The following is a 24,823-nucleotide window of genomic DNA, read 5'->3' on the forward strand; positions in this document are numbered from 1 at the left end:
AACCTCACCCCCGGAGGCGGACGCTGCCCTGGGACCTCACCGTCCGCCGCGTGCGTAGCGGCGGACGGCGAGCGGCAGGAACACGGCGATGAGCACCGCGCACCAGGCGAGTGCCCCGGCGACGGGATGCGTCACCGGCCAGGCGCCGTCGGCCGGCACCGGCGCGTTCCCGAACAGGTCCCGCAGCGCCGTGGCCACCGCGCTGATGGGGTTCCATTCGGCCACCACCCGCAGCCAGCCCGGCAGATGGTCCGTCGGGATGTACGCGTTCGACAGCAGCGGCAGCAGGAAGGTCGCGGCGCCCAGCTGCCCGGCCGCCTCCTCACTCCCCGAGGCCAGCCCCAGCAGGATGCCGATCCATGTCGTCGCGAACCGGAACAGCAGCAACAGGCCGACAGCTCCCACCGCTTGGAGCGCTGATCCGTGGACCCGCCAGCCGACCGCAAGGCCCACCAGCATCAGCGGGACCAGGCCGGCGGCTGTCACGACCAGGTCGGCGGCCGACTGCCCCAGCGGTACGGCGGCCCGGCTCATCGGCAGCGTGCGGAAGCGGTCCATCACGCCCCGGTGCGAGTCCTGGGCGGCCTGGAACATCCCGGTCATGATGCCGTTGGCCGCCGTCGCCACCATCAGTCCCGGCACGAGGAAGGCGCGGTACTCCTGCCCGGGCGTCGCGAGGGCGCTGCCGAAGACGTAGCCGAAGAACAGCAGCATCGTGACCGGCATCGACTGGGTGAGGATCAGCAGCCCGGGGTTGTGCCGGACGCGCCGCAGATGGCGGCCCAGCATCGCGGTCCCGTCGTACGCCAACGCGCTCATGTCACCAGCTCCTTGTGGTCGTTCGGGCCATGGACCGGCCCGGTGTCCTGTTGTCCGTCGGCGGGACTTCCGGCCCCGTCCTCGCGAGAACTGCCCGCCGAGGTGTCCGTCAGGCGCAGGAAGACGTCGTCGAGGGTCGGCGGGCGCAGACTCGCGTCGAGCAACGGCACCCCGGCGGCGTCGAGTTCACGGACCAGGCGCGGAAGGGTCAGCGTCGGGTCGGTGGTGACGACGCCCACCGAGTGCCGCTCCCGGTCGAACGAGGGCTCCTTGCCGGTCAGCTGGTCGAGGACGGCGGCCGCGCCGGACAGCGCGTCCGCGTGGCCGACGACGACCTCCGCGTACGAGCCGATGACTGCCTTGAGTTCGGCGGGGGATCCGGTGTGGGCGACCCGGCCGCGGTCCACCAGCACGATGTCGTCGGCCAGTTGGTCGGCCTCCTCCAGGTACTGCGTGGTCAGCAGGACGGTCGTGCCTTCGTCCTTGAGGGCGCGGACGGCCGCCCAGATCTGGTTGCGGCTGGCCGGGTCGAGGCCGGTGGTCGGCTCGTCGAGGAAGAGCACCTCCGGGCGGCGGATCAGGCTCGCCGCCAGGTCGAGACGCCGCCGCATGCCGCCCGAGTACGTGCTGACGGCCCGGTCGGCGGCCTCGGTCAGCCCGAAGCGGTCGAGGAGTTCGGCGGCCCGTGCCGCCGGATCCCGCATCCGGTGGAGCCGGGCGAACAGCCGCAGATTCTCTCGTCCGGTGAGGTCGCCGTCCACCGAGGCACCCTGCCCGGTGACCCCGATGGCGCGACGGACGGCGTCCGGCTCGCGGACGAGATCGTGCCCGGCGACACGCGCGGACCCCGCGTCGGGCCGCAGCAGCGTGGTGAGCAGCCGGACGGCCGTGGTCTTGCCCGCGCCGTTCGGCCCGAGCACCCCGCAGACCGTGCCCCGGGCCACCGCCAGATCGAACCCCCGGAGAGCGCGCACGGTGCCGAAGCGCTTCTCCAGACCTTCACTAAGTACAGCGTACGTAGTAGTCATGGGGAGACCATAGCGCACTACGTACGGTGTACGTAACTACGATGGTCGTGAGGTGATCGACCAATGGCAGGGCGCAGCGCCGTACCCGAAGTGATCTGGGCCCGTCCCGAGCGGGCGGGCCGTGGCCCGCGGCCGGCCCACAGCCGCGCGGACATCGCGGCCGCCGCCGTGCGGATCGCGGACGCGGAGGGGCTCGACGCGGTCTCCATGCGGCATGTCGCGGCCGCACTGGGCTGCGGCACCATGTCGCTCTACAACTACGTGCCGCGCAAGGAGGATCTGCACGAGCTGATGTTCGACGCCATCAGTGCCGAGCACGATCTCGCGGAACCGTCCGGCGACTGGCGGGCCGACATGCTCCGGCTCGCCCGCGACACCCGGGCCCTGATGCACCGGCATCCCTGGGTGCCGCGCCTGATGTCACCGGTCTACGGCTTCAGCCCCAACGCCCTGCGCTATCTGGAGCACTGCCTCGCCTGCCTGGACCCGCTCGACGTCCCGTACGGCACCCGGATGGAGCTGATCGCCATGGTCAACGGCTTGGTGACGACGTACGTCGCGAACGAACTGGCGACGGCCGAGCGAGTCCGCGCCCTGCCCTGGTCGGAGGAGCAGGAGAACGCGATCCGGATCGGCTATCTCGGGAGCCAGGTGGCGAGCGGGGCGTACCCGCGGCTGGCGGCGGCCTTCACGGAGGACGCCGGTCCGATCGACCTGGAGGCGGTGTTCGAGCGGGCGCTGGAACGAGTCCTCGACGCCTTCGATCCGCGGACCTAGGGGATGTCCGGGTGTCCGAGTGCCCGAGTGCCCGAGTGTTCTGTGCCCGGGTGCCCGGACGGCGTACGCCCCTGTCGCCGCTAGAGCAGCGCGAACTGGCCCTCCGGGCCCTCCTCGTGATGGTCCAGGACGGACGCGGGCCTGCGGGCGGCGTCCGGCGCCGGCAGGACGCCCGCCTTGCGCAGCTCGGCCGCGGTGATCGGCGTCTCCACCCTCAACTCGGCCTGCTGCGGCCGTAGTTCGGCGAGGAGCGCCAGTACCGTGATCAGTTCGAGGAGTTCGGAGGTCCACGGCTGCGGCCAGGCGGCGGGCCGGATCGCCGACAGGGTGCCCGGCTCCGCAGGCCCGGTCCTCGCCGCGAGCCACTGCTCCAGGACGCGCACCCCGCCCACCTCGAAGTCCCACGCCTCCGGCGGCACCGGCGAGATCCGGCCCTCGTCGAACAGCAGCGTCTCCTCGTCCCGGTCGTAGTGCAGGTCGAGCGGGCGCGCCGGGAGGGGAGCGCGGACGTAGGGGCGACGGCCGCCGGGCAGTCTGGGGCGTTCGCCGTCACGCCGCATCAGCCACAGCATCCGGCGGCCCAACTCCACTCCGCTCGCCCACACTTCGGGGTCCGCGGTGAGGGGCACGACATGTCCGCCCCGGCCGCCCCGGGTGACGGCGACCGTCCAGGCGAGGACGTCGAGGGGTTCGGGGGAGTGGCCCAGACGGGTGCCCAGATGGGTCAACAGGCCTGGCGCCAGGTTCGGTTCGAGACCACCGGGCCGTCGGTACAGAGGCCGGACGCGGCCGCCGCGCCCCGCGCTCAGGGGCAGTACGGAGGAAGCCAGCAGCACCGGCCCCGGCGAATCGGGCACCACCGTCTGCTCGACCGCGAACACCTGGCGTTCGTCGGCCACCCGCCAGAGCTCGGGGCGCGCCGCGTCGATCAGCCGGTGGTCGGGGATCAGCCACTGTTCGTCGAAGGGTCCGTCGAGCACCCGGACCGGCTCCGGACAGGGACCCGAGGCGCGGGCCAGCCGGGCCGTCCCGCCGGACTGTCCCGGCAGCTGGCCGACCGCAGAGTGCAGGGTGCGTGAGCGGGTCGGCTCGAACAACGCCTCGCGGTCCGGCCCTTCGGCCTTCAGAAGCGTGTCCCATCTGGCCTTCAGGGACGCCGCGTCGGGCGCCGTCGGCCACCCCCGGCCTCTCCTCGGCGGTGCGACGGACCACGGCATGAGGTCCGCGAGCAGCGGAGCGTCGTCGTGCGTCACGCTCGGCATCGTACGACGTGGGAGCTGAGCGCCGGACGGGTACGACTGGGGAGGCGAGCGCCACCCCTGCCGTCCGGCTTCGCACTGTCCGCGGTCGGGTGCTCAGTGGGCGTCGAGGGTGACGGTGAAGGAGAAGCGGTCGCCGCGGTAGTGGATGACGGCCACATCGAGTGCCTGGCCCTCCTCGTCGTAGGTGACGCCCGTGTAGTGCAGGATCGGGCTGAGCAGCGGCACTTGGAGCAGCCGGGCCGTCTCCGGATCCGCGAGGCGCGCCTCCACGGTGTCGGTGATCCGGCTGATGCTCGCGCCCACCACGTCCCGCAGCACCTTCGTCATCGGCCAGCGGATCAGATCGGCCGGATCGATCCGCTCGGCCAGGTCGGGCCTGACGTAGTTGCGCGCGTGGTTCGTCGGTTCCCCGGTCTTCTCCTCGCTGCGCAGCCGGTGGTACGTCGCCACCTCGGCGTCCTGCGGGAAGTGCCCGGCCAGACCCGAGGGGACGGCCACCGTGCCGTGGCCGAGCAGCTCCGTCGTCATCCCCGACTGCTGGGCCACGATCGCGTCCACCGAGCCGAGCAGCCGCACGGGAGCGCCCCGCTGCGCGCTCGGCTCGATGAACGTGCCGCGCCGGCGATGGCGCGTGATGAGTCCCTCGTCCTCCAGCTCCTTGAGCGCCTGCCGCATGGTCAGCACGCTCACCCCGTAGTGCGCCGCCAGCTGTTCCTCGGTGGGCAGGCGCAGCGAGTCCTGCGGCGACCGGCCGAGTATCGAGGCGCGCAGGGACTGCGACACCTGATACCAGAGCGGCAGCTTGCGGTTCAGGACGATCGAGTCCGGAGCGAAGGAGGTCACGAGGGTATCCGTACCGGTCGCGGGCGTTCAGTGCAACGGGCGGTGACGTTCAGTCGACCGGGCGGAAGTGCCGTTGGAGGCCCTGCCACACGTCGTCGTAGCCGCGTTGCAGATGCTCCGCGCCGGCCGCCTGCGCCGTGGCGGTCACCGGCCAGCGCGTCTCGAACATGAAGGCGAGCCCGTCGTCGACCTTCTGCGGACGCAGCTCGGCGGCGCTCGCCCGGTCGAAGGTCTCCCGGTCGGGTCCGTGCGCGGACATCATGTTGTGCAGCGAGCCGCCGCCCGGCACGAAGCCCTCCGCCTTGGCGTCGTACGCGCCCTCGACGAGCCCCATGTACTCGCTCATCACGTTCCGGTGGAAGTAGGGCGGCCGGAACGTGTCCTCGCCCACCAGCCAGCGCGGCGCGAAGACCACGAAGTCCACCCCGGCCAGTCCCGGAGTGTCCGACGGCGAGGTCAGCACGGTGAAGATCGACGGGTCCGGGTGGTCGTAGCTGATGGTGCCGATCACATTGAAACGGTGCAGGTCATAGACGTACGGCACATGGTTGCCGTGCCAGGCGACGACATCCAGCGGGGAGTGGTCGTACGTCGCCGTCCAGAGGTTGCCGCAGAACTTGTTCAGCACCTCTACCGGGCCTTCGACGTCCTCGTACGCGGCGACGGGTGCGAGGAAGTCCCGGGCGTTCGCGAGCCCGTTGGCGCCGATCGGACCGAGGTCGGGCAGCTGGAAGGGCGCCCCATAGTTCTCGCACACATAGCCCCGGGCGGAGTCGTCCAGCAGGACCACACGGAAGCGGACACCACGGGGAATCAGCGCGACCCGGCCGGGCTCCACATGCAGCAGCCCGAACTCGGTGCGCAGCAGCAGTCCGCCGCGCTCGGGCACGATCAGCAGCTCGCCGTCGGCGTTACTGAACACCCGCTCCATCGAGGAGTTGGCGTGATACAGGTGCACGGCCATGCCGGTGCGCTGGGTCACGTCGCCGTTGCCGCCCAGGGTCCACAGGCCGGCGAGGAAGTCGGTGTCCTCGGGGGGCTCCGGCAGCGGGTTCCAGCGCAGCCGGTTGGGGTCGGGGACGGTCTCGGTGAACGGGGCCGTGCGGAGGGCGCCGTTGTCCGTGCGGCTGAAGGCGGGGTGCGCGGCCGACGGGTGGATCCGGTAGAGCCAGGAGCGCCGGTTGTGCGCCCTCGGCTCGGTGAACGCGCTGCCGCTCAGCTGCTCCGCGTACAGCCCGAGTGGTGCGCGCTGGGGCGAGTTGCGGCCGTGCGGCAGCGCGCCCGGGACCGCCTCCGAGCTGTGTTCGTTGCCGAAGCCGGAGAGATACGCCAGCCCCTCGGCGGTCTTCCGTGCGTCCCCGCTCATGATCGCTCCCTCGTTCCGATTCCTATGCATCACCGTAGGATTCGGTTTTTGCCCGCGCAAGAGGGAGGCGCCGACAGCGCAACGGATCGGCCATCGCGGTGCGGGCCCGGGAGCGGGCCGTCTCCTCGGGTAGTACGGCCCAGGACCTGCGGAGGACTCAAAGACCCGACTCCAGGGGGATCCGGGTTTCGGAGCGTTGTTCTACTCTCCCCGGCATGTCGTGGCTGCGCGGACTGCTCGCCGCGCTCGCGGTCTGTGCGCTGCTCGGCGGATCCGCGAGCTGTGGCACCGGTGATACGCACGGGGACGCGGACGGAGTGTCCGCCTCTCCCGTGGGCAAGGTGCTGGACGAAACGGACGAGGAGGGACGGCACTACCGTGAGATCGACAAGAAGGGTGCGCCGGACGTCGCGATCGAGGTCCAGCCGGACTCCGACGCCGGCTGGGACGTACGGCTGACCGTCCGGAACTTCCGCTTCTCGCCGGCCGGCGCCCGCGCCCTGGCGGTGGCCGGCCGTGGCACCGCGGTGCTCTCGCTGGACGGCCGGACCCTCACCCGGCTCCGCGCCACGGGCTACCACCTCTCCGGCGACCTGGTCCCACGCGGCACCCACCACCTCACCGCCCGCCTCTACGCGGACGACCGGACGGTCTGGGCGGTCCAGGGCAAGCCTGTCGAGTGCACAGCGGACATCACCGCGTCCGGGGCGACCCCGACGGCGAGCGCCGGAGACACCGGCAACCCGGCCGGCGACGGGTGACGGCCCGGGGCCCGGGAGGGCCGGAAGCCGTCCCGGTACGGCGGCAGGGCTTGGGCGCCGAGGGTGACCGAGCATTTTCCGGTCGGCGGCAGGCCGGGTGCCGGCGGTGACCGGGCGTCTTCCGGTACGGCGCCACGGCTGGACGCCGGCGATGAGTGGTACCGGCATCGGTTTCCGTACAGACGGGCGAGGTTCACCGGATCCCGGCGGAAAGGCATCATGAAGACCGTGCCCCACGCGAACTCGTTGCGCCGTGCGCCCGTCCAGCGGCGCAGTGCCGAACGGCTGACCAGGATCCTCGACGCCTGTGCCGACCTCCTCGACGAGGTCGGCTACGACGACCTGAGCACCCGGGCCGTGGCCCAGCGCGCCGGCGTGCCCATCGGGTCCGTCTACCGCTTCTTCGGCAACAAACGGGCCATGGCGGACGCACTCGCCCAGCGCAACCTCGACCAGTACACCGCGCGCGTCACCGAGCGCCTCCGGGAGACCGGCGGACGCGACTGGCGCGGCGCCATGGACGTGGTGCTCGACGAGTACCTCGCCATGAAGCGCACCGCACCCGGCTTCTCGCTCGTCGACTTCGGCAACCAGATCCCGGTCGGCTCCGGCCACGGCGAGCCCAACACCCGGGTCGCCGACCGTCTCACCGCGCTGCTCTCCTCGTATCTCGCCCGCAACCCCGACGAAGAACTCCGCCGCACCTTCCTGGTCGCGGTGGAGACCGCCGACGCCCTGGTCCACCTCGCCTTCCGGGTCGCCCCGGAGGGGGACGAGCGGATCATCGAGGAGACCCGCGCGCTGCTGCGGGCGTATCTGGCCCGGGTGCTCGACTGAACCGTTCGCGCCTCGTGAACCGCCCTGGTGAACCGCCCGGCTGAACCGCCCGTGCCCCGGCGGGCGGCCCGCGGATTTCCGACCTGACCCCCCGGGGGCCCTCCCCCGTGTGCATACCGGTCGGTATGCTCGGCCGCGTCCGTGTGTCACCGCCGCCACCGTCCTCCGGGAGGACCCGTGTCCCGCACCACCGGCGCCACCCCAGACTCCCGCACCGCCCTGCGCATCTGCCCCCTCTGCGAGGCCACCTGCGGGCTGACCCTCACCATCGAGGGCACCCGGGTCACCGGCGCCCGCGGCGACCGTGACGACGTGTTCAGTCAGGGATTCATCTGTCCCAAGGGCGCCTCGTTCGGGGCGGTGGACGGGGATCCCGACCGGCTGCGCGCGCCGCTCGTGCGCAGGGACGGCGAGCTGTGCGAGGCCACCTGGGAGGAGGCCTTCGACGCGGTGGCCGCGGGGCTGCGCCCCGTCGTCGAGCAGCACGGGCCGAACGCCGTCGCGGTCGTCCTCGGCAATCCGAACGTGCACACCATGGCCGGCGCCCTCTACCCGCAGGTGCTGCTCAGCGCGCTGGGCACCCGCAGCGTCTTCACCGCCTCCACGGTCGACCAGATGCCCAAGCACGTGTCGAGCGGACTGCTGTACGGCGACGCCCTGGCCATCCCCGTGCCCGACCTGGACCACACCGACCATCTGCTGCTCATCGGCGCCAACCCCCTGGAGTCCAACGGGAGCCTGTGCACCGCCCCCGACTTCCCCGGCAAGCTCAAGGCGCTGCGGGCCCGCGGCGGCACCCTGACCGTCATCGACCCCCGGCGCACCCGCACCGCCCGGCTCGCCGACCGGCACGTGGCGATCCGGCCCGGGACCGACGCGATGCTGCTCGCCGCCATGGCGTACGTCCTCTTCGAGGAGAAGCTCGTCGACCTGGGCGACCTGGCCCCGCACGTCCAGGACGTCGACGCGCTCGCCGACGCCGTGCGGGACTTCACCCCCGAGGCGGCGAGCGAGGCCTGTGACGTGCCGGGCGCCACCATCCGGGCACTCGCCCGCGAACTCGCCGCCGCGCCGCGGGCCGCCGTCTACGGCCGCATCGGCAGCTGCACCGTCCCGCACGGGACCCTCGCCAGCTGGCTGGTCGACGTCCTCAACATCCTCACCGGCAACCTCGACCGGCCCGGCGGCGCCCTCTTCCCGCTCGCCGCGACCGACCGCACACCCCGGCCCGCAGGACCCGGCCGCGGCTTCTCGCTCGGGCGGTGGCACAGCCGGGTGAGCTCTCACCCCGAGGCCAAGGGCGAGCTGCCGCTTTCGGCCCTCGCCGAGGAGATCGACACCGCGACCGACGAGGGCAGCCCGGTCCGCGCGGTCATCGCGGTCGCCGCCAACCCCGTCCTCTCCGCGCCCGACGGCGACCGCCTCGACAAGGCGCTCGGCTCGCTGGACTTCATGGTCAGCGTCGACCCGTATCTGAACGAGACCTCACGGCACGCGCACGTCGTCCTGCCGCCGCCCCCGCCCTCGCAGAGCGCCCACCACGACTTCGCCTTCAACGCCTTCGCCGTACGCAACCAGGTCCGTTACACCCGCGCCCCGGTCCCGCTGGAGCCGGGCCGCATGGTGGAGACCGAGATCCTCGCGCGGCTCGTCCTGGCCGCGACCGGCATGCACGGCGCCGATCCGTCCGCCGTGGACGCGATGGTCATCGACAGCACCCTGGGCAAGTCCGTCACCGAGCCCCACTCGCCCGTGCACGGCCGCGACGCGGGTGAGCTCGCGGGACAGCTGACGGGGGAGAGCGGGCCCGAGCGGCGGCTCGACATGATGCTGCGCCTGGGCCCGTACGGCGACGGCTTCGGCGCCCGGCCGGACGGGCTCAGCCTGGCGAAGCTCCTCGCCCACCCGCACGGCATCGACCTCGGCCCGCTGCGGTCGCGGCTGCCGCAGCCGCTGAAGACCCGCAGCGGAAGGATCGAACTGCTGCCGGCGCCGATCGTGGCCGATTTGCCGCGGCTGCGCGTGGCGCTGCGCGAGCGTCCGGCGGCCGTCGTGCTCATCGGCCGGCGCCATCTGCGGTCCAACAACAGCTGGATGCACAACGTCCCGGCGCTCACCGGCGGCACCAACCGCTGCACCCTGCACATCCACCCCGAGGACGCCGCACGGCTCGGCGTCGTCGACGGGGCGGCCGTACGCGTCACCGGTGCCGGAGGTGAGGTCGTCGCCCCCGCGGAGGTCACCGAGGGGGTGCGGCGCGGAGTCGTGAGCCTGCCGCACGGGTGGGGACACAACCGTCCCGGTACCCGGATGAGCCACGCCGCCGTCGACCCGGGCGTCAACGTCAACCAGCTCCTCGACGGCAGCCTCCTGGACCCGCTGTCGGGGACCTCCGTCCTCAACGGCGTCCCCATCGAGCTGGCCCCCGTGACCTGAGCAAAGCTGTGACCTGGAGTTTTGCGCTTATTGCTCGCGGGTCAACATCTTGTTAACACTTGCGGACCCGACCTAACGTCGCCCCTACCGCCGGCCCTGGTGGGAGTTCAAGGGCGAACGTTAGGTATCCACACATGCTGACCATCCTCGGCTTCGCCATGATCGCGACCTTCCTGGTCCTGATCATGCTGAAGAAGATGTCGCCGATCGCGGCGCTCGTGCTGATCCCGGCACTGTTCTGCGTCTTCGTCGGAAAGGGCGCCAAGCTCGGTGACTACGTCCTCGACGGAGTCACCAGCCTCGCCCCCACCGCGGCGATGCTGATGTTCGCGATCGTCTACTTCGGAGTGATGATCGACGTCGGGCTCTTCGACCCGATCGTGCGGGGCATCCTGCGCTTCTGCAAGGCCGATCCGCTGCGCATCGTGATCGGTACGGCCGTGCTCGCCGCGATCGTCTCCCTGGACGGCGACGGCTCGACCACCTTCATGATCACGGTCTCCGCGATGTACCCCCTGTACAAGCGCCTCAAGATGAGCCTCGTGGTGATGACCGGCGTCGCCGCGATGGCCAACGGCGTGATGAACACCCTGCCGTGGGGCGGCCCGACCGCACGCGCCGCGACCGCCCTGAAGGTCGACGCCAGCGACATCTTCGTGCCGATGATCCCGGCCCTCGCCGTCGGCCTGCTCGGCGTCTTCGCCCTCTCGTACGTCCTCGGGCGCCGCGAGCGCAAACGGCTCGGTGTGCTGACCCTCGACGACGTCCTGGTCGAGGAGGAGCGCGAGACGGAGACCGTGCTGGTGGGCACCGGCGGTTCCACGGGCAAGGGCAACTCCGCGCGCACCGGCGGCGGTTCCGGCACCGGCACCCTCACCGGCGGCGCGGGATCCGGCGCCGCTGCCCCCGAGGCCCCCGACGACGACGTCCTCCCGGGCCTCGACCCCCACCGCCCCACCCTGCGCCCCAAGCTCTACTGGTTCAACGCGCTGCTGACGGTCGTCCTGCTCACCGCCATGATCATGGAGTGGCTGCCGATCCCGGTCCTCTTCCTGATCGGCGCCGCGCTGGCCCTCACCGTCAACTTCCCGCACATGCCGGACCAGAAGGCCCGGCTCGGCGCCCACGCGGAGAACGTCCTCAACGTCGCCGGCATGGTCTTCGCCGCCGCCGTCTTCACCGGCGTCCTGCAGGGCACCGGCATGGTCGACCACATGGCCAAGTGGCTGGTGACGAACGTCCCCGACGGGATGGGTCCGCACATGGCCCTCGTCACCGGCATCCTGAGCATCCCGCTCACGTACTTCATGTCCAACGACGGCTTCTACTTCGGCATCCTCCCGGTCCTCGCCGAGGCCGGCCACGCCCACGGTGTCTCGTCGCTCGAGATCGCCCGCGCCTCGATCGTCGGCCAGCCGCTGCACATGTCGAGCCCGCTCGTGCCCGCCGTGTACGTGCTCGTCGGCATGGCCAAGGTCGAGTTCGGCGACCACACCCGGTTCGTGGTCAAGTGGGCCGCGCTGACCTCACTGGTGGTGCTCGGAGCCGGAATCCTCTTCGGCATCATCTGATGTCGGAGCCGTCCAACCCCGAGCGGCCCGGCAGGAGTTGGCTGCTGCGCCTCGTCATCGCCTTCAGCTTCGCGCAGGGGGCGGTGTCGATGGCGCGGCCCGCCGTCTCCTACCGGGCCCTCGCCCTTGGCGCCGACGAACGGGCGATCGGTGTGATCGCGGGTGTGTACGCCCTGCTCCCGCTGTTCGCCGCCGTCCCGCTGGGCCGCCGCACCGACCACGGCCGCTGTGCCCCGCTGCTGCCCGTCGGCGTCGTCCTCATCGCGGGCGGCTGCGCCCTGAGCGGCCGGGCGGACTCCCTCGCGGCCATGGCGGCGTGGAGCGGAGTGATGGGCCTCGGCCACCTCTGCTTCGTGATCGGCGCCCAGTCCATCGTCGCCCGCCAGTCCGCCCCGCACGAACAGGACCGGAACTTCGGCCACTTCACCATCGGCGCGTCTCTCGGCCAGCTGGTCGGACCGATCGCCGCGGGCGCCCTGATCGGCGGGCCCGACATGGCGGGCAGCAGCGCGCTGGCACTGCTGGTCGCGGGCGCGGTCGCCGCCGTCTCGTTCACCTCGCTGTGGCGCATCGAGCACCGTACGACGGTCAACTCCCGTGCCCCGCAAGGCGAACGCGTCCCCGTGCACCGCATCCTGGGCACCCGGGGTGTCCCCGCCGGCATCTTCATCAGCCTCGCCGTCCTGTCCGCCACGGACATCCTCACCGCCTACCTTCCCGTCGTCGGCGAGCACCGGGGCATCGCGCCGTCCGTGGTCGGTCTGCTGTTGAGTCTGCGGGCGGCCGCGACCATCGCCTGCCGGCTGGTGATGACACCGATGCTGCGGCTGCTCGGCCGGGCCGCGCTGCTGACGGTGACGTGTCTGGTGGCCGGCGTCCTGTGCGCGGGCATCGCGCTGCCCGTACCGGTGTGGGCCCTGGCCGCGATGCTCGTCGTCCTCGGGTTCTGTCTCGGTGTCGGCCAGCCGCTGTCCATGACGACGGTCGTCCAGGCGGCCCCGGACGACGCGCGCTCCACTGCCCTCGCCCTGCGGCTGACCGGCAACCGGCTCGGCCAGGTCGCCGCGCCCGCCGGCGCGGGTCTGGTGGCCGGAGTCGCGGGCGTGGCCGCACCGTTCGTCCTGCTCGGCGCGTTGCTGCTGCTGTCGTCGGGAATCGCGCTGCGCTCGCCCGGCAAGCGGGCGCCGGGGCAGGCACCGCCCGGCGCACCACGGAGGCCGGGGGCGCGATTGGGCCGGGCGGGGGATATCTGACGATTCGTCCGGCCCTGCTGCCGTGTTCGGTGACGCGGATGTGAAAGAGAGTCAGGTGAAAGAGCGATTTGTATGAAAATCGTCTGACTCGGAGGAACTCGCATGCTCACCTCGTCACTTCCACGCCCCGTCGGTGTGCGCACCGGCGCCACCGCCACCCTGGCGGCTCTTCTGCTGGCCGGCACCGCCTTGATCGGGGCCCCGGCCGCCGTCGCGGCACCCGGTGACAACGGCGACATCAAGATCCACCCGGTGGGCACGCGTTTCGGTGACCCGAAGGACACACCGAGGGTCTGCAAGTTCTACCTCGACGCGACCGGCTTCGACGTGGCCCAGGGCATCACCTACACCATCGAGCCGCAGCCCCCGCTGCCCAACACGGCCACCCTCAACGGTGCCATCACCCTCGCGTCCGGTATCGGACACACCGACCCGCTGGCGCTGCCCGACGGGCAGTACAAGGTGACGTACAAGGTCCTCGGCGGGGCCGCCGCGGGCAAGGAGAAGGTCTTCCGGGTCAATTGCCCGAACCCGGCGGAGGTCCACGACCCCCGCCCCGGCCCCGGCCCACACGGTGGCGTGCACGCCGGTGGTGGTGGCCTCGCCCAGACCACCGAGGCGTTCTCGCCGGTAGCCGGTGCGGCGGCCGTCGGACTGGTCGTGGTCGGAGGAGTCGTGTACTTCCGGCTGCTGCGCCGCCGCACCGATGGCGCCGCGTAGGCGTCGCCGCAGGCCCTGGTACCGGACGCGCGCCTACCGCCTGACGAGGACCTTCGCGATTCTCGTCGCCCTGGTGGTGGGCGGCGTCTGCTGGGCGGGGGACGACGAGCCCGTGGGACCCGTCGCCGCCGACGGCGTGGGGCACGGAGGCGCCGAGGCGTCCTCCGGCCCCGCCGCCCGGGGCGGCTCCGACGCGCGCGGCGCGCAGCCACGGCGTGCCGCGCGCGTCAGCCCGGCCAGGACCGCGCCCCCGGCCCGGCCGACCCCGCCGCCGAGGCCCGCGCCCCCGCCCCGGCCGCTGTCGCGGTCCCTGGCGACCGGCTTCCGCATTCCGTACCTCGGCCTGGACGTGCCGGTCGTCCAGCTCCGCCTCGAACGCAACCGTGAGCTCGCCACGCCGCCGGTCGACAACCCCAAGCTGGTCGGCTGGTTCGAGAGCGGGCCGTCCCCGGGCGAGAACGGCACGGCCGTGGTCGTCGGACACCGGGACACCCGGACCGGCCCCGCCGTCTTCGCGGGCCTCGGCATGCTCCGCACCGGCCGGCTCATCGAGGCCCGGCGCGCCGACGGACGCACCGCCGTCTACACGGTGGACGCCGTACGGACGTACGAGAAGGCCCACTTCCCCGACAAGGAGGTGTACGGCGGCCGGGGGCGCCCCGAGCTGCGTCTGATCACCTGCGGCGGCACGTACAACCGCAAGACCGGCTACGCCAGCAATGTCGTCGTCTTCGCCCACCTCACCGGCACCCGGGAGGCCGGCGCGCCGAGCGCGCCCCCGACGGGGCGCTGATTGCGCGCGCCCGATCCCGCCGCACGTCTTCCCCCGGGCGTGTGCGGTCCGTTAGCTTCCGTGACTCAGGCGTCCCGCACGACCCGCAGGCGACGTCCGACCGCGGAGAACCCGCGTCCTGTGAGCCCCCGGGGGGCAATGCCTCATGACACGCGCCATCTCCCTGCACCACGTCAGCAAGTCGTACACGCGGGGCGTCCGCGTGGTGGAGCGGCTGTCCCTCGACATCCGGCCCGGTGAGTTCCTGGTGCTCCTCGGGCCTTCCGGCTGCGGCAAGTCGACCGTGCTGCGAATGATCGCCGGACTGGAGGAGGTCACCGAGGGAGTGGTGCGCCTCGACGGCGAGTACGCCAACGACCTGCCGCCGTCCGGGCGGGACATCGCGATGGTCTTCCAGAACTTCGCCCTCTACCCGACCATGTCCACCCGCGACAACATCGGCTTCCCGCTGCGGATCGAGACGCCCGGCGCCGACCCCCGCCCACGCGTCGACGCCACCGCCCGGATGCTCGGCATCGAGGATCTCCTGGACCGCTTCCCCCATCAGCTCTCCGGCGGGGAGCGCCAGCGCGTCGCCATGGGCCGCGCGATCGCCCGCCATCCCTCCGTCTTTCTGATGGACGAGCCCCTGTCCAACCTGGACGCCAAGCTCCGCAACCATCTGCGAGCCGAAATATCCGGGCTCACCCGGAAGCTGGGCGTCACCACGGTGTACGTCACCCACGACCAGGCCGAGGCGATGTCGCTCGGGGACCGGGTCGCCGTGCTGCGCGGCGGGGTCCTCCAGCAGCTCGGCACACCGCGGACCGTCTACGCGCTGCCCGCGAACATCTTCGTCGCCGCGTTCATCGGCACCCCCCGGATCAATCTGCTGCGCGGACTCGTGCGGGCGCCGCTGGACGGTGCCATGACGATCAGTCTCGGCAAGCAGTTCCTGCGGCTGCCCGAACCCCTGTGCCTGGACCACCAGTTGCTGCGGGTGCAGCAGGGGCGGGAGGTCATCGTGGGGCTGCGCTCCGAGGCGATCCGGCTCGCCAAACCGTCCGCCGCGCGGCCGGGTGAGGCGGTGCTCACCGGGCTTGTCGAGCATGTCGAGTTCCAGGGCCACGAGGTCCTCGTGCACTTCAACACCGGTTCCCGGCCCGCCGTCGTACCGGATCTGGAGGCGCCGCGCCCGGTGCGGCCGGCCCGGCGCCGCCGACGGGAGGGCGGGGTCCTGGGCCGTCTGCGGGAGCGGGCCGGATCGCTGCGGGCCGGGCCCGTGGTGGTCCTGGAGCACCCGGGTGACACGGAACCCGGTCCCGTCGACCCGGCGCCGCCCGAGGGCCGGCTCCCCGGTGACCTCGTGGTCCGCACGACCCCCGACATCGAGCTCAAGCACGGCATGCAGATCCCGCTCCTCGTGGATCTCGCCCACCTGTTCGTCTTCGACCAGCGCGGCGAACGCATCTGCCCCGCTCCGGCGCGGCTGCCGGATCTGGACGAGTGAGACCGCTAGGACCTGTCCGCATGATCACTCACAGCATGCGCTCCCGGGCCGGTGCCACCGTCGCCACCGTCCTCGTCGTCGCCGGCGCTCCGGTCGCGTACGCCGGGTTCGGCGACGGGGCGTCGCGGCCTGAGGTCCGCGGGACGGCGTACATCGAGACGCAGCTCTTCTTCGGCACCGAACGGCCCGACGGCGGGCCGGCCGTGACCGACGCCCAGTTCATGGACTTCGTCGACCGGGAGGTCACGCCCGCCTTTCCGGACGGGCTGACGGTGCAGGACGGCCGTGGGCAGTGGCGGGACGCCTCCGGCAGGGTCGAGCACGAGCGCTCCTACGAGCTGATCCTGCTGTATCCGCAGGCCGCGGCGGGGGCGAACGACCGGAAGATCGAGAAGGTCCGACATGCCTATGTGAAGGCCTTCGGCCAGGAGGCCGTTGCGAGGGTGGACGACCGGGCGGAGGCCGACTTCTGAGTCCTGTGATCCGCGGATGCCCTGGAGGACCCGAGGAGGCCCAGGGCCCGGACCCCTCTGGCGCCCGAAAACTATCATCGCTAGTTTAGGGTGCGGACGACGCCGCCCCTCCGGGAGGAACACGATGAAGGCACATGACGGCTTGTACATCGACGGTGCCTGGCGCCCCGCCGCCGGTACGGACACGATCGAGGTCGTGAACCCGGTCGACGAGCAGATCGTCGGCCGCGTCCCGGCGGGCACCGCCGAGGACGTCGACACCGCCGTACGCGCCGCGCGTGCCGCCATCCCGGGCTGGGCCGCCACTCCGCCCGCCGAGCGCGCCGCCCGGCTCGCGGCCCTGCGCGATGTGCTCGTGGCCCGCAAGGACGAGGTCGCCGAGACCGTCACGGCCGAGCTGGGCTCTCCGCTGCCCTTCTCGCAGGCGGTACACGCGGCCGTCCCCATCCTGGTCGCGGGTTCGTACGCCGAACTGGCCGCCACGTACGCCTTCGAGGAGAAGGTCGGGAACTCGACCGTCCACCACGAGCCGGTCGGCGTCGTCGGTGCGATCACGCCCTGGAACTACCCGCTGCACCAGATCGTCGCCAAGGTCGCCCCGGCGCTCGCCGCCGGCTGCACGGTGGTGCTCAAGCCCGCCGAGGACACCCCGCTCACCGCCCAGCTGTTCGCCGAGGCCGTGGCCGAGGCGGGCGTCCCGGCCGGTGTCTTCAACCTGGTCACCGGCCTCGGCCCGGTCGCCGGTCAGGCCCTGGCCGAGCACCCGGACGTGGACCTGGTCTCCTTCACCGGCTCGACTGCGGTCGGCCGGCGGATCGGCGCGAGTGCCGGCGCGGCCGTCAAGCGGGTCGCCCTCGAACTCGGCGGCAAGTCCGCCAACGTCATCCTGCCGAGCGCCGACCTGGCCAAGGCCGTGAACGTCGGGGTCGCCAACGTGATGTCCAACTCCGGTCAGACGTGCAGCGCCTGGACCCGGATGCTGGTGCACGCCTCCCAGTACGAGGAGGCGGTGGAGCTGGCCGCCGCGGCCGCCGCGAAGTACGGCGACCGCATCGGCCCGGTCGTCAACGCCAAGCAGCAGGCACGGGTGCGGGGTTACATCGAGAAGGGCGTCGCGGAAGGCGCCCGGCTCGTCGCGGGCGGCCCCGAATCCCCGCGCGAGCAGGGGTACTTCGTGAGCCCGACGGTCTTCGCCGAGGTGACGCCGGAGATGACCATCGCCCAGGAGGAGATCTTCGGCCCGGTCCTCTCCGTCATCCGGTACGAGGACGAGGCGGACGCCCTGCGGATCGCGAACGGCACGGTGTACGGGCTCGCGGGCGCGGTGTGGGCCGGCGACGAGTCGGAGGCCGTGGCGTTCGCGCGCCGGCTCGACACCGGGCAGGTCGACATCAACGGCGGCCGCTTCAACCCCCTGGCGCCCTTCGGCGGTTACAAGCAGTCGGGCGTCGGCCGCGAGCTGGGCACACACGGCCTGTCCGAGTACCTCCAGACCAAGTCCCTGCAGTTCTAGGCTCTAGGAGCATGCACGTGGTTCGCGCCGCAGTACTTCCCGCCGTGGGCGCTCCCCTGGAGATCGCCGAGATCGAACTGCCGGAGCCCGGCCCCGGCCAGGTCCGCGTCCGGCTCGCCGCCGCCGGGGTCTGCCACTCCGACCTGTCGCTGTCCGACGGCACCATGCGGGTGCCGGTCCCCGCCGTCCTCGGCCACGAGGGCGCCGGCACCGTCGTCTCCGTCGGCGAGGGCGTCACCCAGGTGGCACCCGGCGACGAGGTCGTCCTCAACTGGGCCCCGTCCTGCGGTCGTTGTCATGCCTGTTCGCTCGGCGAGGTCTGGCTGTGCGCCAACGCCCTGGCCGGCGCGGCGAACGTGTACGCCCGCCGCGCGGACGGCACGGACCTCCACCCCGGTCTGAACGTCGCCGCGTTCGCCGAGGAGACCGTCGTGCCGGTCGCCTGTGTCCTCCCGCTGCCCGCCGGGGTCCCGCTCACCGACGCGGCCCTCCTCGGCTGCGCCGTGCTCACCGGTTACGGCGCCGTCCACCACTCGGCGAAGGTGCGCGAGGGCGAGACCGTGGCCGTGTTCGGCGTGGGCGGAGTCGGCCTCGCGACCCTCCAGGCCGCCCGGATCGCCGGCGCCTCGAAGATCATCGCGGTGGATGTCTCCCCGGCGAAGGAATCGCTGGCCCGGGCGGCCGGAGCCACCGACTACGTCGTCGCCTCCGAGAACACCGCCCGCGAGATCCGCGGCCTCACCGGCAAGCAGGGGGTCGACGTGGCCGTCGAATGCGTCGGCCGCGCCGTCACCATCCGGACCGCCTGGGACTCCACCCGCCGCGGCGGCCGCACCACGGTCGTCGGCATCGGCGGCAAGGACCAGCAGGTCACCTTCAACGCCCTGGAGATCTTCCACTGGGGGAGGACCCTCGCGGGCTGTGTGTACGGCAACTCGGACCCGGCCAGGGACGTACCGGTGCTGGCCGAGCACGTCCGGGCCGGCCGGCTGGACCTGGGCGCGCTGGTCACCGAAAGGATCGCCCTCGACGGGATTCCGGCGGCGTTCGACAACATGATCGCGGGCAAGGGCGGCCGGGCGCTGGTGGTTTTCTAGCCCCTGCCAGAGTTCCTGGCCCCTGCCACCAGGGTTCCTGACCCTTGCCACCAGGACCCCGGCCGCACCTCGCGGCCGGGGTCCGAGGCCTGCCCGGGCCCGTCACCGGCGCTGGGGTGGGACGTCCAGGGGCCGTTTTCCGCCCGGACTCCGGGTGGCCGTCCCGGACCGCCCTTCGTTGCCATGGACAGGCAAAAACTGCTGATGCGCGACCCGTTGACCACCGTACCGTCCGGTCAGTATGTTCCGCAGTCACGGCGCCGCCCCCCGAACCGTCCCCGCACCCACCGGAGTGTGCACCCATGGACACGGCACCATCCGCTCTCCCCGGCACCACCCCCGTGCCCGACCCCCGCAACCGTCGCAAGGTGGCCACCGCGGCAGCGCTCGCCTCGGCCGTCGAGTGGTACGACTACTTCGTCTTCGGTATCGCCGCCGCTCTGGTACTCGGCGACCTCTACTTCCCCGCCGGCAGCTCGTCCGCCGGAGTCCTCGCCTCCTTCGCGACCTTCGCCGTCGGCTTCCTCGCCCGTCCGCTCGGCGGAGTCATCGCGGGCCACCTCGGTGACCGGCACGGCCGCAAACCCATGCTGGTCCTCGCGCTCACCCTGATGGGCCTGGCCACCACCGGCATCGGTCTGCTGCCCACGTACGAGACCATCGGCGTCGCCGCGCCGGTGCTGCTCGTCCTCCTGAGAGTGGTGCAGGGCATCGCCGTCGGCGCGCAGTGGGGCGGCGCGATGCTGCTCGCCACCGAGTACGCCCCCGAGGGGAAGCGCGGGATCTACGGCAGCTTCGTGCAACTCGGCGTCCCCATCGGCGTGGTGACCGCCAACACCGTGTTCCTCGTCGCCGGGGCCGCCACGAGCGAGAGCGCGTTCACCGCCTGGGGCTGGCGACTGCCCTTCCTGGTGGGCCTGTTGGTGCTGGTGCTCGCCCGGTACATCCACACCCACGTCGAGGAGACCCCCGAATTCCGGGCCGCGGAGCGGGCGTTGGCGGAGAAGGAGAAGGGGGAGCGCGGCTCGCCGCTGCGCGGGATCCTGCGCGGACACCTCGGCACGGTGTTCCTCGCGGGCGGCTCCTTCGCGGTGAACACCGCGACCTTCTACATCCTCATCACGGGCGTCCTCGACTACACCACCCGTGAACTCGACATGAAGCGCGGCGCGGTACTCACCGTCTCGCTCTGCGTCAGCCTGACCCAACTGGTCCTGATACCGGCGTCGGCCGCCCTCTCCGACCGCATCGGACGCATCCGGATCTACGCCTTCGGGGCCGCCGGGATCGCGCTGTGGGCGGTGCCGATGTTCCTGCTCATCGACACCGGCTCACTGCTGTGGCTGGCCGTCGGCACCTTCGTCGCGAGCTGCTTCCTCAGCATCATGTACGGGCCCCAGGCGGCCCTGTTCGCCGAACTGTTCACGCCGGAGATGCGCTACACCGGCGCCTCGCTCGGCTACCAGATCGCGGCCGTCTTCGGCGGCGGCCTCGCCCCCTTCGTGATGGTGCTCCTCCTGGAGGCGACGGGCACCTCGCTGGCCGTCGCCGCCTACGTCATCGGCCTCGCCGTGATCGCGCTCGTCTCCATCAAAGTCCTTGCGGACAGGGCGCGTTCGCACGACGGCCCGAAGGTGCCGGCCGAGGGCTGAGGCCGGCCGTCAGGCCTGGTCGGGCTGCCGTTCCGGAGCCGGCTGCGCGGTCGCGGCCGGTTCCGGGACGGGGGCCGTTTCCGCCACCGCCGGCGGCTTCGGGACCGCGGCCGCTTCGGCGACCGACGTCGTGCGGGTACGCGGCCGGGAGCGCGAGACCGCCACGCCGGCCAGGCACAGCAGGCCACCCCCGAGCGTGAGCAGCCCCGGGATCTCTTCGAGGAACAGCCAGGACATCAGCACGACCAGCGCGGGCACGGCGTAGGTGGTCGCGCCCATCCGGCTCGCGGTCGTACGGGCCAGCGCGTACGCCCACGTCGTGAACGCCAGCGCGGTCGGGAAGACGCCCAGGTAGAGCATGTTGAGGGTCGCCGAGGCGGGCGCGTGGGCCGCGTCGCCGACCAGCTGCCCGGCGAACGGCAGACAGGCGACGGCGCCGACGAGACACCCGAACGTCGTCACCTGGAGGGGACTCGCGCTGCCCAGCGCGGGCTTCTGGGCGACGACTCCACAGGCGTAACCGACCGCCGCGAGCAGGCACAGGGCCACACCGAGGAGCGAGGACCCGCCCCCGCCGGACATCGACAGGCCCACGGCGACGGCTCCGGCGAACGACACCGCCATACCCGCGAGAAGCCGGGGCGGCATGGCGTCACCGAGCAGCCGCGAGCCCAGCAGCGCGACCAGGATCGGCCCGGTGTTCACCACGAGGGCCGCCGTGCCGGCGTCCACCTGCTGCTCGCCCCAGTTGAGGGCCACCATGTAGAAGCCGAACCACAGGAGCCCGGATATCGCGATCCCGCGCCAGGCCGCCCGCGGCGGCAGCCCTTCCCCGCGCACCAGGCACAGCACGCCCAGCGCGAGGGCCCCGGCGAGCAGCCGGCCGAGCGCCAGCGCACCCGGCGAGTACGCGGCACCCGCGCTGCGGATCGACACGAAGGCGGACGCCCACAGCACGACAGTGACCGTGGCCGCGCCGGTGGCAAGCAGTTCCGCACGACGGGCCGGGGCGGACGGGGAGGTGTTCATCATGCTCCCGAGGCTAGAGGTGGGTTCGGAGAAGGGCTCGCGGATTTTGGACGCGGTGGTGAGGGGCGGGCGGTTGGGGGCATGGGCGGCTGGAGGGTGGGCCGCGGGGGGCGGTATCGCTGCGTCGGCGGGGATGTCGCTGTTCGGGCCGGCCCCGCTGTGTCGGCCAGGTCCTGTGCGGGGGAGTGCTGTCGCACCGGGCCGCGTGTGGTGTTCGGCTCGGCCCCGCCGTTTCGGCCGGCGGGTCCCGCGCCTCCGCCTCCCGTCGCCCCGGCGCTCAGCGCAGTGCCGCCGCCTCGATTCCGAGGAGTTGGGCCAGGGTCCGCTCGCCCTGCTCGGTGACCTTCACCGCACGCTCCGAGCCGATGCGTACGCACCAGCCGGCGTCCAGGGCGTGCCGGCACAGGGCCGCGCCGGCGACGCCCGCGAGATGGGGCCGGCGCTCGGTCCAGTCGAGGCAGGCCCGGGCCAGCGGGCGCCGGCCGCCGGGGGTCAGGCCGATGCCCACGGACGTGAACCAGTCCAGTCCGTCGTCCGTGAGCGCGAACCCGGTGTCCTGGCGCAGCAGTCCGCGCGCGGTCAGCGCGTCCGTGACGGCGATGCCGAGCCGCCCGGCGAGATGGTCGTAGCAGGTGCGGCCGCGCGCCATCGCGGACCCCGCACCGGCCTCCCGCAGCGTGCGCGGCCGTTCGGCGGCCCCGGGCGCCACCTGCGCGGCGAGATCCTCGACGAGCTGCGCGACCCGCGCGTCGGCCAGTCGTACATACCGGTGCCGCCCCTGCCGCTCCTCGGCGAGCAACCCGCCGTCGATCAGTTTGCCGAGGTGCTCGCTCGTGGTCGACGCGGCGACTCCCGCGTGCCGGGCCAGCTCACCGGCCGTCCACGCCCGCCCGTCGAGCAGGGCCAGCAGGAAGGCGGCCCGTGTCTCGTCGGCGATCAGCCCGGCGAGCCGGGCCAGCTGTGGCGCCTGCGCTTCCCGGGACCTTCGTCGGCTCGTCATGTGCTCCAGCATGCGGCACGCACGGTTCGGCAGTCACCGAACTGTTCCGGACGTCCACCGAGCCCTGCCGTACGCCCACCACACCGTGCCGTGCCGCCCCGGCCGGCCGGCCGGCCGGTCGGGGACCGCTACGCGGTGCGCCCCAACTGCTCGTACTGCAGGGCCAGTCCGTCCAGCAGTGCGGTCAGCCCGGTCTCGAAAGCCCGTTCGTCGATCTTCTCCTGCTGGTCGGCGAGGAGGTGCGCCTGCCCGAGGTGCGGGTAGTCGGCCGGGTCGTACGCCGTCTCGTCGTCCACGAAGCCCCCGGCGAACGACCCGAGCGCGGAGCCCATGATGAAGTACCGCATCAGCGCACCGATGGACGTGGCCTGCGCGGGCGGCCAGCCCGCGTCCACCATCGCGCCGAAGGCGGCGTCCGCGACCCGCAGTCCCGCGGGCCTGCGCCCCGGACCGCGCGCAAGGACGGGAACGATGTTCGGGTGGTCGCGCAGGGCGGCCCGGTAGGAGACGGCCCAGTCGTGCAGCGCCGTGCGCCAGTCCCGCCCGTCCTCGAACACCGACAGGTCGACCTGGGCGCTGACCGAGTCCGCGACCGCCTCCAGGATCTGGTCCTTCGTGCGGAAGTGGTTGTAGAGCGAGGGCCCGCTGACCCCCAGCTCGGCGGCGAGCCGGCGGGTCGAGACGGCCGCGAGACCCTCGGCGTCCACCAGCGCCCGCGCCGCCTCGACGATGCGGTCGGTGCTCAGCAGGGGCTTGCGCGGTCGGGCCATGGCGCACATAGTAGGGCTGCGGATAGAAACTAGCAGTGCTAATTTAAATGTCCCGCATTCAAGTTCGTCAGGCGTGTGCGGTGTTCGCGTTCGGCAGGCATTTGGAGTGACGTCATGAACCTGGAGCTCAGCGAGGAGCAGACCGCGGTCCGGCAGCTCGCCAAGGACTTCGTGGACCGTGAGATCGCCCCGCACGTGATCGCCTGGGACCGGGCCGAGGACGTCGACCGCTCGATCGTCAAGAAGCTCGGCGCCGTCGGCTTCCTCGGGCTGACCATCGACGAGGAGTACGGCGGTTCGGGCGGCGACCATCTGGCGTACTGCCTGGTGACGGAGGAACTGGGCCGGGGCGACTCCTCGGTCCGTGGCATCGTCTCGGTCTCCCTCGGGCTCGTCGCCAAGTCCATCGCGTACTGGGGGAGCGAGGAGCAGAAGAGGCACTGGCTGCCGGGCCTCACCTCCGGCGCGTACGTCGGCTGCTTCGGTCTGACCGAGCCCGGCACCGGCTCCGACGCGGGCAACCTGACGACACGGGCCGTGCGCGACGGCGACGACTACGTCATCAACGGCACCAAGATGTTCATCACCAACGGCACCTGGGCCGACGTCGTGCTCCTCTTCGTCCGTTCCACCGACGCCCCCGGGCACCAGGGCGTCTCGGCCTTCCTCGTGCCGGCCGAAACCCCCGGCCTGACCCGCCGCACCCTGCACGGCAAGCTCGGCCTGCGCGGCCAGGCCACCGCCGAACTGGTCCTGGAGGATGTGCGCGTCCCCGCCGAGGCGATGCTCGCGCCGGAGGGCAAGGGTTTCTCCGTCGCCATGTCCGCGCTGGCCAAGGGCCGGATGTCGGTCGCCGCCGGCTGTGTCGGCATAGCGCAGGCCGCGCTGGACGTGGCGGTGAAGTACGCCACCGAGCGCGAGCAGTTCGGCAGGACGATCGCCCACCACCAGCTCGTCCAGGAGCTGCTGAGCGACATCGCCGTGGACGTGGACGCGGCGCGGCTGCTGACCTGGCGGGTCGCCGATCTCATCGACCGGGGGCAGCCGTTCGCCGCCGAGTCCTCCAAGGCCAAGCTCTTCGCCTCGGAGGCCGCGGTCCGGGCCGCGAACAACGCCCTCCAGGTCTTCGGGGGATACGGCTACATCGACGAGTACCCGGCCGGGAAACTGCTGCGCGACGCCCGGGTGATGACCCTCTACGAAGGCACCAGCCAGATCCAGAAGCTGCTCATCGGGCGGGCGTTGACGGGCGTCTCCGCGTTCTGAGTACGTCCTCCCGGCGGGCCTGAGTATCCCGGCGGATGTGGCCGCGGCCGCTTCCGCCGAAGCTTGGC

Annotated in this window: 22 protein-coding genes; 14 read left to right on the forward strand and 8 right to left on the reverse strand. The window is 72.2% G+C overall.

The window, feature by feature from the left end; genetic code table 11:
* Positions 1-36: 36 nt before the first annotated feature.
* Together ACFVYF_RS30785 and ACFVYF_RS30790 are read right to left on the reverse strand one after the other, a co-directional pair.
* Positions 37-819 (reverse strand): ABC transporter permease, encoded by a 783-nt coding sequence (locus ACFVYF_RS30785; RefSeq protein WP_389460599.1) that lies wholly within the window; start codon positions 817-819, stop codon positions 37-39.
* Positions 816-1,847: an ATP-binding cassette domain-containing protein gene (locus tag ACFVYF_RS30790; protein ID WP_389460601.1), complete on the reverse strand. Its 1,032-nt coding sequence runs from the start codon at positions 1,845-1,847 to the stop codon at positions 816-818. Before ACFVYF_RS30790 ends, ACFVYF_RS30785 begins: the two co-directional genes overlap by 4 nt.
* A gap of 63 nt (positions 1,848-1,910) precedes the next feature.
* Here ACFVYF_RS30790 and ACFVYF_RS30795 point away from each other — a divergent pair, with 63 nt between their 5' ends.
* The gene (locus ACFVYF_RS30795; protein ID WP_389460603.1) at positions 1,911-2,624 is read left to right on the forward strand and encodes a TetR/AcrR family transcriptional regulator C-terminal domain-containing protein; all 714 of its coding nucleotides are present in this window, start codon (positions 1,911-1,913) and stop codon (positions 2,622-2,624) included.
* 80 nt (positions 2,625-2,704) lie between these two features.
* Here ACFVYF_RS30795 and ACFVYF_RS30800 read toward each other — a convergent pair whose 3' ends face one another.
* The 3 genes from ACFVYF_RS30800 to hmgA all read right to left on the reverse strand — a co-directional run bounded on the left by ACFVYF_RS30800 (position 2,705) and on the right by hmgA (position 6,095).
* On the reverse strand, positions 2,705-3,886 hold the full coding sequence (locus tag ACFVYF_RS30800; RefSeq protein ID WP_389460605.1) for a type ISP restriction/modification enzyme: 1,182 nt from the start codon (positions 3,884-3,886) through the stop codon (positions 2,705-2,707).
* Positions 3,887-3,979: 93 nt separating this feature from the next.
* Positions 3,980-4,729, reverse strand: a complete 750-nt coding sequence (locus ACFVYF_RS30805) for a GntR family transcriptional regulator (RefSeq protein WP_389460606.1) — start codon at positions 4,727-4,729, stop codon at positions 3,980-3,982.
* Positions 4,730-4,778: 49 nt separating this feature from the next.
* Entirely contained in the window at positions 4,779-6,095 is a 1,317-nt protein-coding gene (gene hmgA / locus ACFVYF_RS30810; protein ID WP_389460608.1) for a homogentisate 1,2-dioxygenase, read from the reverse strand.
* A 215-nt stretch (positions 6,096-6,310) separates the two neighbouring features.
* On the opposite strand from hmgA, the gene ACFVYF_RS30815 reads away from it, so the two are divergent.
* The 12 genes from ACFVYF_RS30815 to ACFVYF_RS30870 all read left to right on the forward strand — a co-directional run bounded on the left by ACFVYF_RS30815 (position 6,311) and on the right by ACFVYF_RS30870 (position 20,690).
* A complete protein-coding gene (locus tag ACFVYF_RS30815) occupies positions 6,311-6,856 on the forward strand; it encodes a hypothetical protein (RefSeq protein ID WP_389460610.1) in 546 nt (181 codons plus the stop codon).
* 219 nt (positions 6,857-7,075) lie between these two features.
* The gene (locus ACFVYF_RS30820) at positions 7,076-7,693 is read left to right on the forward strand and encodes a TetR family transcriptional regulator (RefSeq protein WP_389460611.1); all 618 of its coding nucleotides are present in this window, start codon (positions 7,076-7,078) and stop codon (positions 7,691-7,693) included.
* 177 nt (positions 7,694-7,870) lie between these two features.
* Entirely contained in the window at positions 7,871-10,129 is a 2,259-nt protein-coding gene (locus ACFVYF_RS30825) for a molybdopterin oxidoreductase family protein (RefSeq protein WP_389460613.1), read from the forward strand.
* Between the two features lie 134 nt (positions 10,130-10,263).
* Entirely contained in the window at positions 10,264-11,700 is a 1,437-nt protein-coding gene (locus tag ACFVYF_RS30830; protein ID WP_389460614.1) for a CitMHS family transporter, read from the forward strand.
* Complete coding sequence (locus tag ACFVYF_RS30835) at positions 11,700-12,953, forward strand: MFS transporter (RefSeq protein ID WP_389460616.1); 1,254 nt, start codon at positions 11,700-11,702, stop codon at positions 12,951-12,953. The genes ACFVYF_RS30830 and ACFVYF_RS30835 overlap by 1 nt, the downstream gene beginning before the upstream one ends.
* Positions 12,954-13,055: 102 nt before the next feature.
* The gene (locus tag ACFVYF_RS30840) at positions 13,056-13,673 is read left to right on the forward strand and encodes a hypothetical protein (protein WP_389460618.1); all 618 of its coding nucleotides are present in this window, start codon (positions 13,056-13,058) and stop codon (positions 13,671-13,673) included.
* Positions 13,660-14,466, forward strand: a complete 807-nt coding sequence (locus ACFVYF_RS30845; RefSeq protein ID WP_389460619.1) for a class F sortase — start codon at positions 13,660-13,662, stop codon at positions 14,464-14,466. The genes ACFVYF_RS30840 and ACFVYF_RS30845 overlap by 14 nt, the downstream gene beginning before the upstream one ends.
* A gap of 145 nt (positions 14,467-14,611) precedes the next feature.
* On the forward strand, positions 14,612-15,955 hold the full coding sequence (locus ACFVYF_RS30850) for an ABC transporter ATP-binding protein (RefSeq protein WP_389460621.1): 1,344 nt from the start codon (positions 14,612-14,614) through the stop codon (positions 15,953-15,955).
* A gap of 20 nt (positions 15,956-15,975) precedes the next feature.
* Positions 15,976-16,428: a DUF3574 domain-containing protein gene (locus tag ACFVYF_RS30855; RefSeq protein WP_389460623.1), complete on the forward strand. Its 453-nt coding sequence runs from the start codon at positions 15,976-15,978 to the stop codon at positions 16,426-16,428.
* 124 nt (positions 16,429-16,552) lie between these two features.
* A complete protein-coding gene (locus tag ACFVYF_RS30860; RefSeq protein ID WP_389460625.1) occupies positions 16,553-17,941 on the forward strand; it encodes an aldehyde dehydrogenase family protein in 1,389 nt (462 codons plus the stop codon).
* Between the two features lie 11 nt (positions 17,942-17,952).
* Positions 17,953-19,038: a Zn-dependent alcohol dehydrogenase gene (locus ACFVYF_RS30865; protein WP_389460627.1), complete on the forward strand. Its 1,086-nt coding sequence runs from the start codon at positions 17,953-17,955 to the stop codon at positions 19,036-19,038.
* A 302-nt stretch (positions 19,039-19,340) separates the two neighbouring features.
* On the forward strand, positions 19,341-20,690 hold the full coding sequence (locus ACFVYF_RS30870) for an MFS transporter (RefSeq protein ID WP_389460629.1): 1,350 nt from the start codon (positions 19,341-19,343) through the stop codon (positions 20,688-20,690).
* Positions 20,691-20,699: 9 nt separating this feature from the next.
* Here the strand turns inward: ACFVYF_RS30870 and ACFVYF_RS30875 are convergent, their stop codons facing one another.
* The 3 genes from ACFVYF_RS30875 to ACFVYF_RS30885 all read right to left on the reverse strand — a co-directional run bounded on the left by ACFVYF_RS30875 (position 20,700) and on the right by ACFVYF_RS30885 (position 23,489).
* Positions 20,700-21,719 (reverse strand): DMT family transporter, encoded by a 1,020-nt coding sequence (locus ACFVYF_RS30875; protein WP_389460716.1) that lies wholly within the window; start codon positions 21,717-21,719, stop codon positions 20,700-20,702.
* Positions 21,720-21,996: 277 nt separating this feature from the next.
* Positions 21,997-22,719 (reverse strand): ArsR/SmtB family transcription factor, encoded by a 723-nt coding sequence (locus tag ACFVYF_RS30880; protein WP_389460631.1) that lies wholly within the window; start codon positions 22,717-22,719, stop codon positions 21,997-21,999.
* A gap of 128 nt (positions 22,720-22,847) precedes the next feature.
* Positions 22,848-23,489: a TetR/AcrR family transcriptional regulator gene (locus ACFVYF_RS30885; protein WP_389460633.1), complete on the reverse strand. Its 642-nt coding sequence runs from the start codon at positions 23,487-23,489 to the stop codon at positions 22,848-22,850.
* A 114-nt stretch (positions 23,490-23,603) separates the two neighbouring features.
* Here ACFVYF_RS30885 and ACFVYF_RS30890 point away from each other — a divergent pair, with 114 nt between their 5' ends.
* A complete protein-coding gene (locus ACFVYF_RS30890) occupies positions 23,604-24,755 on the forward strand; it encodes an acyl-CoA dehydrogenase family protein (protein ID WP_389460634.1) in 1,152 nt (383 codons plus the stop codon).
* Positions 24,756-24,823: the final 68 nt, after the last annotated feature.

Source organism: Streptomyces sp. NPDC058274 (assembly GCF_042881375.1).
GTDB lineage: Bacteria > Actinomycetota > Actinomycetes > Streptomycetales > Streptomycetaceae > Streptomyces.